The following is a 19056-nucleotide window of genomic DNA, read 5'->3' on the forward strand; positions in this document are numbered from 1 at the left end:
AAGAAGAAGGAGTAAAAAATGTCTACAAAAGATATTATCAAAGATTATGGCACTACTGTTTCAGCTGAAGTATATAACAATGCTTTGCAGGGACATCAGTATATCCCACAAGCCGACCAAAGAATTGTTAATATTGTTTTAGAAAAAATTAATGATTTGCAGAAGGTAAAATCAATAATTTCCATCTTAGACCTTGGATGCGGACCCGGAAGACTTACGTATAAATTTGCTAAGAAAGGGACTCTGGTTCACGGAATAGATTTATCAGAAAGTTTTATCAATGCTGCAATCAATTTTAACTCTACTTATTCTCAAATTTCTTTCATGCAGTATGATTTTGCATCGGTCAATTTTCCTCACGAAGATATGGCATCACAGTATGACATTATTGTTATGCAAGGTGTCATGCATCATGTTCATGGAGAAGAAAGAAAACTTTTTCTCGAAAGATGTCATAAACTTTTAAACTCTGATGGCATACTTATTATCGGTGATGAATTCATTAAGCCATATATCCAGGAAGCCGACAGAATAGTTAATGTTGCAGAATTCTATCTGCATATTATCGGAGAAGCGATAAAGGGTGGTTTTATGGATCTTGCTTTTGAGGAAGCAAAAAACCTTATCGATGATACATTGTCAGGAGAAGAAGGTGCCGGTTTTGCAAATGACGAGATTATTAAGTGGATATTTTATGTAGCCCAAAGATGTAATAAAGATTTCTATGAAGGGGGTTCAATGTATTACATTGATGTCCAGGATTTAATTACCTTCCTTAAAAGGGAGTGTAGTGAGCTTGCCTCTACAAATGAAAAAAGCTTTAATCGAGGAGACTTCAAAGTGTCTCTTGATGTTTTTGAAAGAGAGCTACAGAAATATTCTTTCCAATTAGATAATACCAATACAATTGGCCCCGTTGATCAACTTGGAGGAATGGCCGTACTTACCTTTAAACAAAAAAATAATTAAGCCGAAAGGAAAAATAGAATGAAGCTAAAAACAATCGCTATTATTCTTGCCACCTTTGTTGTCTCGCAGATTTATTGCTTGGTGATAGGGGGATTAACAATGGGAATACAGGGCCATGACTTTTTTTCAGTCATATGGATATCTCTATGGGTTGGACTTCTCTTTCTTGGTATTTGTGGATTATTATTTTGGATAAATAATACCAAAGCTGACCTCTATTCTGATGGTCCCTAAAAATAAATATTGTACTTTCAAATAAACCGTTACGCTTATATAAGTAACGGTTTTTTATTTTAGTCAGAACTAAAAATACTCTATAAAGTAAGGCTAATCTAAAGAATTTCTACTATGGGTGGCAAATGGGACGTGTTTAGAATAATTGAGTGGGGTGAGCGTGAGGTGATTGACAAAATTAGTAAAATGTTTTAACCTATTAAGTTATTTCATTTAAAATATATTTCAAAAATAAAATCCGCCAAAAGCGGAGAAGGGATAGGAAAATGAAACACATTATATTAGCTTTAGTATTACTCGTTTATTTAAACAAAGGATTTTCTCAGCAAGAACCATGGCAGCCGATCTGGTCTAGCGTTGTAGGTAGCTGGTCATACGCAGGAATATTTGTTGATAATGATCGCGGTTGCATTTTAAATTATAATCAACCCATTTTAGCAACTACTAATGGAGGAGAAACATGGCAATCATCTAATGTTTCTAACGGAAGATATATTGAAAAAGTCGCATTTTCACCACGGGGAGATACAGGTTATGCATTATTAACTTATATGCAATTAAATTTGTATAGAACCACAAACAGTGGAGTAACGTGGGGAATATATTCCCATGATCCGGGTTTATGGCAAACTAAGTGTTTCCATTTTGTAAATGGTTCTGTGGGCTTCTCAGGAACAAATAATGGTCTATACAAAACTGTAAATGCTGGTGTTAATTGGAGTAGAATTTCCTACTTACCTATTTGGGAGCCTTCTCCAGTTGAAAGTATCTCATTTATAAATGAGAATAAAGGTTTTATGATTGCGCATACAGCTAGTAACGATACGATTATTCTTCATAATACTACGGATGGAGGAAACAGCTGGAATGCATTATATTCTACAGGGAGTACGGTGATAAGAAAAATATATTTTACTGATGAAAGTATTGGATATATGTTGGATGGTAATAAAATTTTACGGACATCTGACAGTGGGGTACACTGGAATGTTCAACATGAAAGCAGTGCATTGTTGCAATCAATAAGTATAAATGCACAAGGAATAGGATATGCAGTAGGCAAGGCAGGTGGTAATCTTTATTTAGTAAAAACTATTAATAATGGATTATCTTGGAATGAATATATTCCCGCAAATATATCTGATGGTAATTTAATTAGTGATGTTCAAGTGCATTCTTCATACGCCTTTATCACAACATTTAATCATATCTACAAACTTCAACTAGATTGGGTACTTCCGGTTGAATTATCGGCATTTACTTCTTTGGTAACTAACAATAATGTAATTTTAAACTGGACTACCATTTCGGAAATAAACAACTCAGAATTTCAGGTGGAAAGAAAGAATGAAAGTAACTGGGAAACAGTTGGGTATGTAGAGGGAAATGGAACAGCATCTATGCCTCATTCTTATCAATATATTGATAGAGATATACAATCAGGAAGTTACTTATATCGATTAAAACAAATTGATTATAATGGTAATTTTGAATATCTCAATTTGAGTAATGAAGTTATAATTGCAGTACCAAAGAAGTTTAATCTAAAACAGAACCACCCTAATCCGTTTAATCCCTTAACAAGGATAGAATATACTGTTCCTTATGATGGAATAGTCACCTTGGCCATTTACGACATAAATGGGAGAGAGATTAGTAGTTTGGTAAAAGAAATTAAATCATCTGGGTATTACTCAGTTGATTTTGATGGAAGTAACTTAAGCAGTGGAATTTATTTTTACAGATTAATTGCTGGAAATTACAAAGTGACAAAGAGAATGATGTTGATAAAATAGACACACAGAAATAAATTTATTATAAGGGACCATGGACAATTTAATGGTCCTTTTTTATTTCCAAAAAACACCCCATAACTAGGGCGTTTTATCGATGGGTGGCTAGAGGGAATCGAACCCTCGCTAACGGGACCACAACCATTTAAGGGTGTTTTGGGCACTTCTACGAATACACTAGGCAAACACTATAAACCTTATAAAATAAGGCTAATCTGACTTTCTCAATTTCTTCAGTAGTCATCAATATTCTCATATTCTTCACTTCTTGGCCACAATATGGCCACAAAATTAGGCTAGGGCAATATTGGAAGGAGTGGAGACATAGAGTTATAAATGGCCCCCAAAATAGCCTATTTTATGCTATATTGACAAATATTGATATATATGCTATTATGCCGTAATAGCTAGTTCCTTACAATTCAACTATTTAGGTTATATTTATTGAATTTTTTGAGCCTTTCTTAATGAGGAGGGTTGGAAAAATTCAATAAATAATAAACTAAAGGAGAAAGAACCATGATAGAATTAGAAATTATCCAATCCGTAGCAATTGTAATATATTGTGCTACGGCTGCATTCCTAGTTTCAGGAGTAATATCTCAGCAACTCTGGCCCCGGATTTCAATTTCGAAACGAAGTCTACGCGGCTTACTATTTCTTGTTATACTTGCAGCCACTTATTTTATTCTCTTCAGTTTCTATGGAGAGTCTCTGGTAATATATAAAGGGGAAGGATTAATCTTAATATTCTCTCCTCTTATAATTACAATACTCATCATTAATGCTAAAAATATCTTCAAAAAACCTTGGCGGATATTAAGCCAATGAATAGTTAAATTAATAAACTATAAAACCCGCAGTCGAACAATTGCGGGCTTTTTTTATTTCCTTTAGGCTAGGGCAATATTGGAAGAAGTGAAAGATTGAGAAAGTTAACGGAAAATAGTTATTGATGAATTTATCTTATGATTTTTCAGCAGTAATAAAGTAAGCATATTTTTCATATGCAATATCTGAGTATTCATTAATATTATTAAAACCCGTTTTTAATAAAATTGACTTTACTTTTTCTTTATTTAATACACTGATCAAAATATTTTTTGCATTCACTGCACTTGTATTAAGAAATTCATCCCATTCTTTTTGATGTTTAGGTAGTATCCCTTTTTTAGTTAGTTCTTCTTTTATTTTATTATTTAAAAATTGGTAGATATCTGGCTCTGGTGACCATCCAGAAATTGAAAATATACCATTACTCTTTATTGTTTTATAAATATTTTTAAAGTAATTATCTGGTTTAGCTATAAATGGTAATAGAAACATAGATGTTGCCCCGTCAAAAGAGTTTTCTCTAAAGTTCATTGAGCAAACATCACCCAGTATTATTGTAAGATTGTTGTTTTCTCCAATCTTATTTTTTAATTGCTCCAGCGCAAAGGGCTCGTTGTCAACAGCTGTCACTATATGTCCTTCGTTAATTAAGGCTTTTGTTAAGTTACCTGATCCAGAACCGGTATCAAGAATATTTTTACAATCTTTAATTTGTTTAGTATGAAATCGAATAGTTTGTTTATACCACTCGAGATTGTTTTGAAAAAAATCATAATGTTCAAAATGCTTTTTCCAAAATTCTGAATTTTGTGATGTCAGTTTAGGTTGTTCATTTTTCATATAAAGTTATTATATCTTTTATATTTATCTCCCACTAGGGCTTAACTATTAATAATAAAACACCCCATAACTAGGGCGTTTTATTGATGGGTGGCTAGAGGGAATCGAACCCTCGCCAACGGGACCACAACATAGAACAGGTATTTTCAGGAATCCCGTTACACTAGCCATTATTACTATAAAACCTAAGGAAAATTAAGAATTTGGTATTGTCACCTGAGGACAATCATACCTAAGAAAGGACAACTTTACTCACTTTTTGGTCACTATATGGTCACCAGTTTTGTGACTGGCAGTATAGGGGAGGTGATTTGGTTACTAAACAGGTTTAATTAAAAAATTAACATCAAAAAATTTACCCTCTAAATCATCCTTATTAGATTTACAATCTTTTAGATGCCTTATATAAAACTTCATTCCTTCACATATTTCTCTAAACTTTGTAATTTGATTTTCCATGTGCTCATTTGTCAGAGTTTCAACTGCAGGTGTCGTTGTCGATGTAACGTCTAAAAAACCGCCTATCATACTTCCGTGCATCAAAAAATTTCTTGTTTTCGCAAAATCTTTCATCGTCCCGATGATTCTGTGATGTTTATCTGCTTCATGTAATTCTCCTGAAAAATCATATTTTTCCATATATATAAATAATGTAGCTTTTTCTATAAATGATATTTTATCCAAGTTCTCAACTATTTTCGCTTTGTCAATTGTTTTTTGCAAATTGTTTATTACAATATCTCGAATACAAGCATTTATACTTATTTCTAGTACTAAATGTAAACTTATTAGAAAATCCGCAATGTCGTTAGGACTTCTATATTCTTTTGAAACAATTCTCCTGCACTCTTCAATATTCTTAATAAGAAGGTGTAATGATTCTACAATAATTGAAGAGTTTTCTGTTGGCATAATCTTCCTCCAAAGAATAAAATAGGTTTATTAAAAGCACACCGTCTTATAAATCTTGAAATTAACGTATCTATCTAATTTATTAGTTTCATACAGGAGATAAAAGCTTTTTTTATAATCCCGAAGCTTTAGACTTACCTATACCTGGGGCATGGCTGGCTATTTTTTCAGAGTCCAAAGTACCTGCATTTTCTTTTAATAACAACTTTCGACATTCTATAACAATCGTTAATATATTGTTCTCTCGAGATGGCGAGGTAAGAGCTTGGCCCATCTTTTCGTATAGTTCAGTAGGTAGCCACATTGCCAACTCCCATGATAGTTGATTGGCTCGTTCATAATCAGATGGAGGGGAATCTGTTTTTAATCTGTGAGCTAATGCTAAGTACTCTGCTGTTCTTGCTGCTTGTTCTCTAATTTTTATATTATACTTATAATCCTCAATAAGTTTATCGTATTCATGCTTAATTGAATTCTCTAATCTTGCCTCAAGCCACTTACTAAATAGGTATTGTAATATACCAAGGGAAATAATAATTATTAGAGTTTGCATTATGTTCATATATGGTTGTAAAACATGCTAGTTACCAACAAATCTGGATATCTTCTCCTACTTTTTCCTTCAAATAATCTTTCACTTCTGCGATACCACCAATCTTATCAATTAGACCGATTTTAAGAGCAGCTTCGCCAAGCATAGATGAACCATCTGCCAAGGCTCTTACTTTGTTAGGATCTAAATTACGGTTAGTAGCCACTGTCTTAATAAAGTTATCGTTTATAATATAGGCATCTCTCATAATGAGGTTCCGTTCAGCTTCTGTTAAAGCTTTATCAGGGTCTTGAGTATCTTTAAACATTCCAGTACTCAACGAATTATAGGTTAAACCATCCTTTGCATTCTTTTTAGAGTTATCAAGATATGAGTTAGTAACACCTATGCCACCAACATCTGAGTTGGCCGATGCAAAAATAATATTAGCCCCCGTCGCTGACCAATATGCTGCTGAAATACCTGCTTTGCGAATCATGGCTACTGTTGGTTTAGTCGCTCGTTTCATGGCTTGAGCCATTTCTTCTGCTGCAACAGGATAACCACCATAGGAATCAATTTCTAAAATAATGGCCTTTATCTTTTCATCTTTTTCGGCCTGGTTGATAGCACCAACAACATCCTCTGAAGCGGTAGCATCAATAGCTTCGGTAGCATCGGGATCACTATTGTTATAAGAAATATAAGTATCAATACTTCCATGCAGTTCAATACCAGAGACATTACAGTTTTCTTCTTGTGCTTGGTCATCTTCCGTTATCGTTTCCTCTGAAGAACTATTATCAGAAATGCCCAAAAGATCAAGTTGATAGTTCACCTCGTCTTTGACAATAATAAGGGCTCCCAAAAATATTACGCTTACACCTAAACCCTTGAGGAAAGATTTAAAACCAGACCATGTAAAATTATGTGGGTTTAGTTTTGAGTAATTAATCTTATGTTTGAATATTTCAAAATGTAGAATTTTTTTCAAAATGTCGGACATAAAAGTATATTATATTTTATTTCTCAAAGCTTTTTCTAGCGTTCCAGTATGCACACCAGTCACACTGTTTTCCTGTTTTTGGTATCACAGAACTCTCTAAGCATTTCTTTATTTCAAACAATGTTTTTTCTACCCAAGAGTCATCACCTGTATGTTCTATCAAGTTAACATCGAAGTCAATTCTCTTGTCAAAAGCTTGTCGGTCCATTCTCCCAGTACAATATACAAAATACCCAATATCAGAAACTTTTAAACCATTCTGTCTTAATAACCATTGATAAACCTCCATCTGTCGTTTATAGCCGTCTTGCCACTCTTTATCTAAGGCTGTAACAGCCTCATCCTTGGCGGTAGCTTTATAATCAACAACAATATATTCATCTTTACCATTAATCCATAAATCATCAATTGCCCCAGTTACTAACAATCCCGTTGGTTGATGTAAATGTTTAATACCACCAAAATTTCTTCGCCATTCATCAAGTTCGTCATGAGACATTGGCCTTGCATCTATACCATATTCTTCCTGTATTGGATGTTGTTTATTTTGGACACGAAAAGAATCAAACTCTTGTTTAAGAAGATGGTCTACAGCACTATTGATAGAGAAGGGGAATCCTGGAACTCGTTTTACTCCAAGTTTATTATCTATATAGAAACATCGGGGACATTCCTTAAATAAATCAATCTTAGAGCGACTAAGCTTCCAGTCCTTTCCTCCATAATTCCATGAGTCTTTTCTATTTGGATTGTAATATTCAGACATGGCTTTTATTTCAAAATTAGGTTTTTTTAAACCAATTTTCCGATAAAATTATTAATACTTTCAGCTATTTTTTCTCTTCGCCAGACTAGAAAATCCTTATAGTTATCAATTTCCCATAAACTTTTATCTAGTGGAATAAGTTGGGAAGTTAATGTATCCTCACCTTGTTTTTCTAATACTTCTTTTTCTAAATATTCAATCGGTTGTTTATTCGTGATGTAACGATTTGTTTTTCCACCAATAAAAGCCATATTTGCCATTTCGTTAATTTCCTTTTTATCATAATTGGCATCGCGTAAAAGTGATTTAGGAAAAATATGATGATACTGTATAGAGTGAGCCGAGCCTGTATGTTTGTCTGAAAGACTCAATCCAGTAGTCCAATCTTTAGCACCTTCTTGCTTAAGAACAAAATATAGCATTGAAAAAAATGGGCTTCTAATTCCACGATTTATTAAATCATCGCTACTAACAACTATTCTTTTAACATGTTGTTCAAGTACAGCTAAAAGTTCATTTAAACTACTTGAGCGATACATTACTGATACATCGGCATCTAAGATTGATTCTGATGAACCCATACTATAGTGTCCTCTCATGTGTGCTAGATAAAACCACCTAAGTAATGCGTTGGTTTCCGAGGGAGAAATTTGACCATTCTTAAGATTAAAATATACAGCTATAGGGATTAATAGAAAAGGTGATGAAAGAAATTCGAGATTATCTATACCTGCATTGCTACGTAAAAAATTAATAGCAAAACGTAATGCTTCTTTTGCTTTATCCCAGTTATTTTTTAGTTCTTCTAAGCTAATTTTACCAACAGTTTTAAATTTACTTTGTTTAGTTGCAAATACAACAAGCGCTCTAACTGGAATATTTGATTCAATAATATATTGTGCATCGTCATTAAATTCATCTGAAAAATCCTCAATAAGCTTCATAAAACCTGGCCAACGCGAAGTTATTTGAGCTAAGGCAAGATCTGAGCCACGTAATTTAACGCCTAAGGAATTTACCCTAACAAATATCTCAGTGACTTCTTCATAAGACATAGACTTTTCCAGCACCTGCATTACATAAGGGTAGTTCGCGATCTGACGAACTTTTTGCAAACGCTCAGAATACTTATCCCATCTTTCATCATCGGAATTAATACCAATAGGTTTTAGGATATCTCTATCTGTTTTTACAAAAATATCTGAAACAGGTACCCAAAGAGGGTTATTTTGTAACATTCTGCTTGTCACTACAAAAGTTTTCTTTTTAAACTCTTCTTGTATGTCACGTTCAACCGCCTCCTCGTCCTCATCTTCAATATCATGATTAATATCATTTTCATCTACTTCAATAACCTCAGTAAGAACTCCTTCTGGATGATCTAAATTAAATAATATATCTATTGGTTTTGATTTATTTCTAATATGGACCTTTTCCCCACTTAAGATGGCAGACAAGGATGTTATGCGTTGTTGGCCATCGAGCAGTAAAAGTTTTTGAGTAGTGGTCGGTGCAGCGGTTGCTCTCACTGCCATTTCATGCGTTTCAATGTTTTCGTCTGTTTCCCAGGTTAAAATAACTCCGGAAGGATATCCACGATACAGTGAATCTAGTAAATCGCGAACGCGAGTAGCGGGCCATACATAACGACGTTGCATTTCCGGCAAAGTTAATTCTCCTCTGCGTACTTTATCTACGAGTTCTCGAACGGTTATATCGGTTTTTTGCATATTATTTATTAGATTTATTAATTTTGGAGAATTCATTAAACTTAGCTAACATGATTGGATTCCCGCATGTTAATTTTTTGTAAATATATCTACAAATCTCACAGCTTTATTATTACTCCAATCCATAATTTTGACATATTTGCCATTGTGTTTATGGGGCAGATCGTACCTACAACCTTCACACTCGTATATCTTGACTATGTCCGGCGTCTTTTCGAAAAGTGTCCATTCGCCACGAATCACTTTATTTTCATGATGACAACTCATAGGTATAGTATACTTGAGTCCATCCATTTGAAAGATATTCCAACTTATAATTTCGGCAACTTCTTCTTGTGTTTTAAGGGTCGGTGGTCGCTTAAATTTAGCCTTATAATAATCTATAAATGTATACAGTAAATTCTCGCGCGCCAGCAACACATTGTCCCCCTGCCACTCATACCCGTAGCTTGCCTTGAATGCTTCTTTTGCCCAAAATATCCATTCATTTTTATTTTGGCAATACTTCGATACTATTTTTAATTTTTTATCCAAAAAACCAACACGCTTATTTAAACTAATAAGTTTGCGAGTATGTGCAGTTGGATTATAACGACTCACAATAAAAGGGGCTTCACCACAGGTAATCTCTAGCTTTATCTCACTAATATATTCTTGCCAATTGTTTTTATTGGGTGGTTGATTTTCAACTGCTTTATTAATATGATCAACAATCTTCAGCGGGGTGAAAACTTCAGCCTTGTCTTTGGTCCGTTTTCTCTGTTCTTCTAAGCTCTTGGCTGCGCGGGGCTGTATAAGCAGACCAAATTTACCAGACACTAATACTGGTGCAATACACAATTTAGGCGAAAACTCCTTACCGTATTTTTCATATGAATCAGTTGCCCAGATAATATTTTTTTTTGATGTGCGATCTAACAAAAGAACGTCTAGTAAATTACCAGTACGACGAAGTGTATTTTCAAGTATATCAATATTACGCGTCAACACATTGATAATTTATGCCATGGGCTTAACACGAGTTTCAATGAAGGTTACTTCTTTTTTATCCAACCCATATTTCGCATACAGCTGTTTATCTATTTCAGGGATAGATTTCGACCAATCAATATCGGATGTGTTTTTGAAATTTTGTATAGGTATATTTGCCCAGACCTTACTTGGATTGTGCTGAGTTGTCTTTAATGTACCCAACAATGCCCGGAAAAATTTAGTTTTAATATAATTTAAACAGTTTTGTGCCTCTTTTTTACTATCAAAGGGCCCAATTTGTAAGAAAGTATACGTACAGCCAACTTGGGGTCCAACTAACATAGGATTACTTAGGATTTCACCGAATAAACCACTACCGTTTGATTCGGGTATAAGTATTTTCCAGTTATCAAGTTTAGAATCAAAAATAATGTCATTTTTTACAAAACGAGACGTTCGCTTATTTCCCTTTTCGAGACCTATAATTTCAACATCATTTTGTCTAACCCTTTTACTTAAAAAAACATCGGGGAATCTTTCGAAATAGTTAGATGCAATACGCTGCTCATCAGGATATTTGGGATCAAGGCTGATTCTTAATTTTGTATCTCCCTTAATACCCACAAGTTTATTAAAACTACCGCTACCTACCCTATCTATTATCATTCCTAGTTCATCGTGTGCTACAAATGAACCCCCAAGTCCACCACCCGAATTGTTTTTGTTCCAAAGCGTAACACATATGCCTCCTTTTATATCAACACCAGAGAATATCTTTTGTGAATTTGGTTCATATAGCGGTACGCTGAGGTGCGAATCATTGAGCATTTGCTTATTCCATTCTTTGGGTGTGGCACCGGCATTAAACAAAAACCGTGCAGGCTGAATCAGACTTATGTAGTCTGGATTTAAATTCTTAGCTGCCTCAAAGAACAGGTGATATACGGGTGTAGCAAAATTGGTATCAGTTGTTACTTGATAAGGCGGGTTTCCTACGACTGCTGTAAATTTCATATTTTTGTTTGTTAAATTAAATTTTTCTAATAACTCGACTTTTAAATTGTAATCTTTATAATTTTCTTTCTGTTGGAGTTTCTTAATTAAATCTTCAATATAAATAATATTTGTCTTTACCCCTTTGTTATATCCAGCTAACGTTCTAAATGTAATACTCTTAGCCATTGGACTTTTGCAAAGCACATAAATATTGTTCGCTAACACCTTATTCCATATTTGTCGAGATAATTTTTCTTCCGAATTCTTTCCTTTTTCTTTTTTGAGTTTTCTTGAATATATATTATAAGTTGCGAGTAATGGATATAATCCAGATTTTGAGTTTATCTCAAGTATCTTTGTATCGTCTTGTGTCCATATACTTGTATCGACATCATAACTTTTCCATTCAGGTTTCTCTCTAGTCTTGTCAGTTCCGCCACTGGTAAAATCATGGCCTCCAAAAGCTTTGGTTATATGTATATTTACAACATTCCATGGCGTAAGCACTGTTTCTTTGTCGGGATTCTTGAAGGTTTTAAATATTTCAGCAATCGCTTGTATTCGCTCTGTTGGCAAAAGATCATCACAATCAAAGGCTTTGGCACGTATGCTGTGAGCGACTCCTTTAAATACATCTTCATCATAATATTTTGTAAACTCCTTAAATTTCTCTTTTGATAATCCAGCTGGCATAAATTCTTGCCAAGAATCTTCGTCCACCAGGTTAATGAACTTTTGTAAGGTTATATCTTCTCGTACCGACACATCGGCACCATACACTAGCATAGGCATACGTACACTTACTGCACGTAATATATTAATAGCATTTTTCTTTTGCTCACGGGCTTCTTTCAGTTTTTTTAAGGCTTCCTTTTCTTCTTGTGATAACTCTATCTTTTGCTTTTTCTTAAGCTCAGCTTCTGCCGCTTTCTGTGTTTTTAGATCATCCATACCAAGTTCATTAATCTTAATCTCATTCACCCGATCACTTGATGATGTCCCAATAATAGCTTTGAGTTCATTGAATTTAGACACATCCATTTCATTAAGTTTTAACAATTCATCATTATAAAGCTTAGGGTCATCGAAACCGTTTCGACTAACACGTTCGATAATTGCCTTTTTAAGCTGACCTAACATGGCTTCCACATCGTATGGTTTCATTGCTCCACCCTTTGCAGCGAGAATTGGGCAGAAGTTTAAAAACTCTCTCATTGCATCTTTTTGTTCAGGCGAGTTTGTTTTTCCTGATTTGTGATTGAGTTCTATTGCTTCAGCAACGAGTTTAAGTGTACGATCAGGGGCAAAATCAAATACGTATCCCTGCGTTTTAAATTTTCCATCAATTCTAGCTGGCGTCTGACATCGAAAGGCAGTCTGTAAATAAGTTGTTGCGGAGTTTGTATCTGACATCATAAAGACTGCTGTCCATTCGGGGATAGAAGCTCCAGTTGTGAGGCGTTGACCTGTTAATGTAATTGTATAGTCGTGATTTTTAATAGCTTTAGTAACACGTTCCTTGGCATCTTTATCCTCTTCATCATCGCGACTATCCCCAGAAATGTTTACAATACCGAAATTTCCAGATCCAAATACCGAATGTATTTTAAGTAACTTCTCCATGGCTTCTATAACTTTGACACGATTAGGTAATAGCCAAAGAGAGTGTTTGTTGTAGTTACGATATTCTTCCGTAACGTATGGAAACTTCGTATCTAAGGTATTGTCAACTAGTAAATCTAGAAATTTTTTAACCATCACCACATGTACAAATTCAGCTGTATCGTTACCTTCATCATCTTTGTGCACTCGGAAAAACTCATGGAATTTAAAAGCTCCATCTAATTCATCTTTAAAATTTTTATCAAAACTACCTATATTATTTTCAAACGTATCTATATCATAAGTAAATATACTGAGCGCTGGTAGCTCTGCATAAGGATTTGGTACTCCAGGATTTTGTTCATCCCAATTAAGCTTTGCTTCTTGCTCCATTACGTAATCCCACGTGTATATATCTTCTTCTTCACGCTTATCTAAAATATTAAAGGGTGTACCGGAAAGTAAAAGTGTAAAATTAGCCGGTATTTTTGAAAAAGTGGCATCACCAAGGATACTTTGTGTTCCCTCATGAGCCTCGTCAACGATCAGCATATCCCACATAGTGTCAAAAACTTCATCATTTTTAGTGAAACCACCAGCATGAGAACCGGAAGACTCATCATCTACCACTCTTTTTGATAGCCGTAAATCTTGTAGTGATGCAAAGTAAACGAACGCCTTGTCCCCATTAATGAGTGTATTGATATTCTCTCCTTTTGTTTTCGAAGAATATTCATAATTTGCGCTTGCTAATACCTTGTTGAAGTCATCATACCAATCAATACTAACGCTGGGGCGATGGGTAACAATGAGAACCTTCTTCATTTTATTTTCTTTGGCCACTTGCATAGCGGCAGATGTTTTACCAAAACGCATTTTTGCGTTCCAAAGAAAATGTTTACGATTTCTCTTTATGGCTTTGGTAGTTTTGTCAATTGCCTCAAGCTGGTTTGGACGAAACGGAAATTCAGAAATTTTGATAGACACCCTCTCTTTAGTTGATAATGCTGTTCTGCCTTCTTTCGTAGCTTGAATTGCATTTTTGGCTACTTCTAAACTAAGCTCAAACCATTCCGAATGTGGATTTTTAACACTTTCAGCTTTACGTTCGTAGCCAGAGCGTTTGAGGACTTCATGGACATCATAGTCAGAAAAATATTTGCCATCATTGGTTACTGCAAGCTCTGCATGCTCAAGAAGATAAGGAATATCAGCTGTTTTTGTTTGCTGTTTTATACGATCGTGAGCAGCTGAATCGATATTTTCTTGTGTTGGATTGGAGGAAATTATCGTTGCACTACCAATTTTTAAGCGACCAGTATGTTTTTTGTCTGGAATAGAATAAATATAGATTATTCCGTATGAAAAAGTTTCATTTATATTACTTCCTTTTTCGCTTTTTTTGAGGTTTTTGGACATAATTTTATCTTATCAAATCATCAACCTCAACATTCAAAGCTTTTGCAATCTTCTGCAAGGTTTCAATTGTTGGGTTTGGCCTATCATTTAACTCTATTTTAGCCACAGTATTTGAAGAAATATCGGCTAATTTAGAGAGTCTATCTTGGGATATGCCCTCTTTTTCTCTAAGTTTTTTTATGTTTCTACCTATATTGACCATAATTTTATACTTGATTGTAATATATTGATTATATTATATCCATTCGTGATGACTTATGTAAATATACCTATTAATTAGTTGACAGATGCGACTAAAAAGGCCAGGATTTAATTATCTATTATTAATATGAAAATGTATAAATATGAAGGATGAGTCTACGGGTTATTATAGGTATTTGGGTTATTTTCTTTATTTTAGTTGGCTTTTTTCAAGAATTCTTCAACGTGAGATGGAGTCCAAAAAATATTGGAAAAGGATATTAAAAGGTAATGAGGTAGGTGAATTAGAAATAAAAGAATATAAAGAAAAAGAAGATCGGCATGTAGGGTTTGATTTTGAATTTTCTTTTCTTCCCGATCACATGATTGATTCTGAAAAGGAATATAATACAAGAGTTTTGAAGCCCAGTGAAATTGTTCAAATGTTTTCTAAAATAGAAGAGCCGAAATTTGACGATGAATGGTTTGAAGAGAAAATACATTTTCTTTATGACTTTGGAGATTGGTACACCGTAGAAGATGAAGAAGTAGCACAAGATATATACGATAGTACAGACTTTGAAAAAATTAAAGAAACGGAACTTAAAAAGACTCCTAGGGATTTCTTTTTTTATACTGAGTTAAAGAAAAATAACTTTGACGACAACTTAATTCAGGAAATTTCAGACTACTGTTTGATGGGAAAAAGCAAATATGGGGAAATATTACTTTCCTGTATTAGTTTTAAGTTAGACTCAGAAAGACGATATGAGTATAGAAAAAAGGATATAAAAGAAAGCTTGAAAGCTTTTAAATCCGATCGTCTTGAAAGCCGTCACCCAAAAAATCTTTATACTTATAAAATTCAAAAAGAAAATACTTTAAAGATACTCACAGCAAAATATAATTTTTTTGGAAAACGCTTCATACTTTCATTCTCAGAAATTCCATCATTAGAATATTACAATATATACGAAATATTATTTTGCCTTGAGAGTGATCAAGTCATCAAAATAAACTTCTTTAAAAGAACAGATGGTGACTCAATAGATGTTTATCTTGAATTTGATCCCCAAAAAATTGGAAGGGAAGAACTAAATATTTTAGGAATAAGTAAAGAAGAAAATAATATTAAAAAAATTTACCTCTATAAACAATCCCTACTGAAATATAAGTTAATAGTAGTAGGGAGTATTAGTAGTAAACTGATTAATCCAAAAAGTTCTACAAATCCCAATAGTTGGGTTGAGGGACTGTATGAGATTTCAGAAAAAGGTAAATGTATCTTTTCTGATAGTATCCAAGGAATAAATAACAATACAAGCTTACAGTTATACGGTAAGGGTACTTTTTCTAAAACTAAAATAGTAAAAATAGTTGGTAACACTGTAAGAAAAGAAAGAGAGATAGAAATTGTAAAAGTAAAAGATGAAGAAGAATTTAGAGAATTACAAAGAAAGTACAAAGTTTAGACTCTAACTTTGTTAATAACTTTTTTCCTTCAGAAACACCAATAAAAATGGTGTTTTTTTGTATTACTTTAGACACTAAAGTCAGTGTCTTATTCAATAATATAAGAGATAATAATAAAAATAATACATAATAATATGAAAAATATCTATCAAAATTTCTATACGACCAAAGATTTTGAACTAGCTAGTATTTTATATGCTAGTAAGCAGGTATTAGACTCCTCATATTGGGAGAATAATACATGCTTTTTCGTTTTTGAGAATATTGAAGCCTGTGAGGCCATTATTGCTGATTACTTTAAGGATAGCCTTATTATGAGCGCTAAATCGCTTATGGAGGCCATCAAAACTATTAAAAGCATATTATTTGCTAGATAGGTCCAACAAAGATGTATATGGAATCTATAGGAGACGTTTTAAATGAAAAGGTCCAAGAAAATAAAGCTATTAAAGGCAAAGTATTAGGTTTCGTTCAGATTCCACGGTGGTTAGTATTTAGTACAGAATTTTCCTGTTATGAAAAATGTGTCTTCAGTATTCTGGTCGCTTTCCAGATGAAAAAGGATAAATGTTGGCCGAGCCAAGAAACAATTGCTCATAAAGTTCCTTGTAGTATCTCAACTGTAAAGAAAACACTTGGTTCTCTTATCGCTAAAGGCTGGGTGGCAAAGACTCATGAAAAAGGGAAGAAAAGTAATGTTTATTATGTAAAGAAATTAGTGGTTGCTAAAAAGCCAGCATACTAGGTATCAGATGCCTCTCATGTGGGTGTGAGAAAGCTACTAAGTATATAAAGGAATAATAATAAATGAATAATATAGATTTAAATTTAAATGCTTCTATCTCTAATTATTTCGGTTAGAGGAAGAATTCAATTATATGACTAAAATTCTTGCTGAAGACTGCAAAAAACTAAGCATCTACAAACTTTGTAGTTGGAAGTATTTGAAACAGGGTAATTGCGCCGTTGGAAATTTCTATTGGACATCGAGTTGGAAAGAAAATCAAGACAAGATGGGATTCCTCCTAGATCTACGTGATCCCAATAATATGTATATGGACTTGGATTACACGATTCGTAATGGAGGAGATGATGAATGGCGTCCTATTAAGAATCGTTATCCAATTGTATCAACAACTTGTAACTACGGGGGAAAGAGATACTGGTTTAAATGCTCAATCTACACTAATGGCTGGTATTGTGGTCGACGAGTAGCTACCCTCTATCTAGGCGGAGGGAGTGATTATATGGCTTGTAGACACTGTTATAACCTCACTTATAGCTCTAGAAACCAGGGATATTCCTTTGTTAATCCAGATGTTGAAGAGTATGCAAGAAAGATTAAAAAATGGTACTACCAGGGCAAACTAACGAGAAAACATAGGCGATATTTAAAAATGGAATCTGCCGTTAATAACACAATGATGAGGTTTTTAGCATATTTAGATAAGAGGAAATAAAAGGGTATAATATAAGGGACCACATAGCCTCGGCTATGCCCTATATTGCCCCTTAACAATCAAATGGATACCGGTTTCAGTACAGAGAACATAATACACAAACCCTTTCTTACGCCTGACGATATGGCAACTCTTTTTAGCATTTCTAGAAAGACAGTCTATAGGTTGGTAGATAGAAGACTAGTGCCTTTCCATAAGATCGGTGGTGTATTGAGGTTTAGAAAAAAGGATATAGAAGAATACTTAAACAGTACTCGTATTGATCCAGTGTCCTAAATAAATGTAGATGTATATGACAATATATAAAAAGAATAATTCCTACTGGGTTAATATTCGTTTTAATAGGAAACGTTATCGTAAACCTAGCCCTCAAAATACTTTAGCTGGAGCAAAAGCTTATGAGTCTCTGCTTCGTCAAAAATTAGCTCGTGGTGAACCCATAGTTGATGAACCTGAAGAAGTAATAGCAGAGAAAACATTATTCAGTGCGTTTGCCTTTGATTGGTTTAATACCTATGTCAAGAATAACAATAAACTATCAGAGGTTAATAATAAAAGAAGTCACTTAGACTCATCTATTATTCCTTACTTCGGTAAGAAGTATATAGATGAAATAACGAGCTATGATATTGAGAAATATAAAACGTATTTGTCGGTAGTAAAAGAGATGTCTCCTAAAACGATAAATAATCGTTTATGCATTATTAGTAAATGCCTAAAGACTGCTGTTGAATGGGGAACTCTAGAATACATACCAAGAATTAAGTTACTAAAAGTCCCTCCTCAGCGATTTGATTATTTAACAGTTCAAGAAAGTGAATTGTTACTTCGAACTGCTAAGGGTCAATGGAGAGATATGATTCTCTTGGGATTACGAACAGGATTACGATTCGGAGAGATAGTTGGATTGAAATGGGAGAATATTGATTTTACGAAAAACGTTTTACAAGTTATGCAAACAGTCGTGAGGAATGTAGAGTCTAGTCCAAAGAGTAATAAGATAAGAACCGTTCCTCTTACGAAAGAGGTTACTGAAATGTTAAAAGATAGAAGCAAAGATGGAAAGTATATATTTCAAAATCCTAACGGCTCTTCATTACAAGGATATTTTTGTTTAAGAAGGTTACATGAGATATGTAGAGAAGCTAGCTTACGAAATGTTGGTTGGCATACATTACGTCACACCTTCGCTTCTCGTTTAGCAGAAAATAACATCTCAATTTTAGCGGTGAAAGAATTACTTGGACATTCTGACATTAAAACTACAATGAGATATTCTCATATTAATTTGTCAGTCTTACAAGATTCAATCAAATCATTAGAGGTAGAAATATAAAA

At 33.9% G+C, this 19056-nt stretch carries 17 protein-coding genes; 8 read left to right on the top strand and 9 right to left on the bottom strand.

The genetic code is table 11. From position 1 onward, the window contains the following. Positions 1-18 precede the first annotated feature (18 nt). Together IPN41_00620 and IPN41_00625 are read left to right on the top strand one after the other, a co-directional pair. Positions 19-969, top strand: a complete 951-nt coding sequence (locus tag IPN41_00620) for a class I SAM-dependent methyltransferase (GenBank protein QQS60471.1) — start codon at positions 19-21, stop codon at positions 967-969. Positions 970-1469: 500 nt separating this feature from the next. After that, positions 1470-2999, top strand: a complete 1530-nt coding sequence (locus tag IPN41_00625; protein QQS60472.1) for a T9SS type A sorting domain-containing protein — start codon at positions 1470-1472, stop codon at positions 2997-2999. 963 nt (positions 3000-3962) lie between these two features. Here the strand turns inward: IPN41_00625 and IPN41_00630 are convergent. The 9 genes from IPN41_00630 to IPN41_00670 all read right to left on the bottom strand — a co-directional run bounded on the left by IPN41_00630 (position 3963) and on the right by IPN41_00670 (position 14807). After that, positions 3963-4670 carry a class I SAM-dependent methyltransferase gene (locus tag IPN41_00630; protein QQS60473.1) on the bottom strand — a complete coding sequence of 236 codons (708 nt, stop codon included), beginning with the start codon at positions 4668-4670 and terminating at the stop codon, positions 3963-3965. 318 nt (positions 4671-4988) lie between these two features. After that, entirely contained in the window at positions 4989-5582 is a 594-nt protein-coding gene (locus IPN41_00635) for a hypothetical protein (GenBank protein QQS60474.1), read from the bottom strand. 112 nt (positions 5583-5694) lie between these two features. After that, positions 5695-6144 carry a hypothetical protein gene (locus IPN41_00640; protein ID QQS60475.1) on the bottom strand — a complete coding sequence of 150 codons (450 nt, stop codon included), beginning with the start codon at positions 6142-6144 and terminating at the stop codon, positions 5695-5697. 22 nt (positions 6145-6166) lie between these two features. After that, a complete protein-coding gene (locus IPN41_00645) occupies positions 6167-7120 on the bottom strand; it encodes a S49 family peptidase (protein ID QQS60476.1) in 954 nt (317 codons plus the stop codon). Positions 7121-7136: 16 nt separating this feature from the next. After that, on the bottom strand, positions 7137-7886 hold the full coding sequence (locus tag IPN41_00650) for a PD-(D/E)XK nuclease family protein (GenBank protein QQS60477.1): 750 nt from the start codon (positions 7884-7886) through the stop codon (positions 7137-7139). A gap of 26 nt (positions 7887-7912) precedes the next feature. Further along, on the bottom strand, positions 7913-9616 hold the full coding sequence (locus IPN41_00655) for a DUF262 domain-containing protein (GenBank protein QQS60478.1): 1704 nt from the start codon (positions 9614-9616) through the stop codon (positions 7913-7915). A 69-nt stretch (positions 9617-9685) separates the two neighbouring features. After that, entirely contained in the window at positions 9686-10606 is a 921-nt protein-coding gene (locus IPN41_00660) for a restriction endonuclease (GenBank protein QQS60479.1), read from the bottom strand. Between the two features lie 9 nt (positions 10607-10615). Next, a complete protein-coding gene (locus IPN41_00665; protein ID QQS60480.1) occupies positions 10616-14605 on the bottom strand; it encodes an Eco57I restriction-modification methylase domain-containing protein in 3990 nt (1329 codons plus the stop codon). A gap of 4 nt (positions 14606-14609) precedes the next feature. Then, positions 14610-14807, bottom strand: a complete 198-nt coding sequence (locus tag IPN41_00670) for a helix-turn-helix transcriptional regulator (protein ID QQS60481.1) — start codon at positions 14805-14807, stop codon at positions 14610-14612. Between the two features lie 142 nt (positions 14808-14949). Between IPN41_00670 and IPN41_00675 the strand changes: the two genes are divergently transcribed. The 6 genes from IPN41_00675 to IPN41_00700 all read left to right on the top strand — a co-directional run bounded on the left by IPN41_00675 (position 14950) and on the right by IPN41_00700 (position 19054). Continuing rightward, complete coding sequence (locus tag IPN41_00675) at positions 14950-16257, top strand: hypothetical protein (protein QQS60482.1); 1308 nt, start codon at positions 14950-14952, stop codon at positions 16255-16257. 135 nt (positions 16258-16392) lie between these two features. After that, positions 16393-16635: a hypothetical protein gene (locus tag IPN41_00680; protein QQS60483.1), complete on the top strand. Its 243-nt coding sequence runs from the start codon at positions 16393-16395 to the stop codon at positions 16633-16635. A 17-nt stretch (positions 16636-16652) separates the two neighbouring features. After that, entirely contained in the window at positions 16653-17003 is a 351-nt protein-coding gene (locus IPN41_00685; GenBank protein ID QQS60484.1) for a helix-turn-helix domain-containing protein, read from the top strand. Positions 17004-17136: 133 nt separating this feature from the next. Continuing rightward, complete coding sequence (locus tag IPN41_00690) at positions 17137-17718, top strand: hypothetical protein (protein ID QQS60485.1); 582 nt, start codon at positions 17137-17139, stop codon at positions 17716-17718. Positions 17719-17841: 123 nt separating this feature from the next. Beyond that, positions 17842-17994: a helix-turn-helix domain-containing protein gene (locus tag IPN41_00695; GenBank protein QQS60486.1), complete on the top strand. Its 153-nt coding sequence runs from the start codon at positions 17842-17844 to the stop codon at positions 17992-17994. A gap of 16 nt (positions 17995-18010) precedes the next feature. After that, the gene (locus IPN41_00700; protein QQS60487.1) at positions 18011-19054 is read left to right on the top strand and encodes a site-specific integrase; all 1044 of its coding nucleotides are present in this window, start codon (positions 18011-18013) and stop codon (positions 19052-19054) included. Positions 19055-19056 lie beyond the last annotated feature (2 nt).

Source organism: Candidatus Falkowbacteria bacterium (assembly GCA_016699775.1).
Classification (GTDB): Bacteria; Patescibacteriota; Patescibacteriia; order Patescibacteriales; family Patescibacteriaceae; genus Patescibacterium; species Patescibacterium danicum.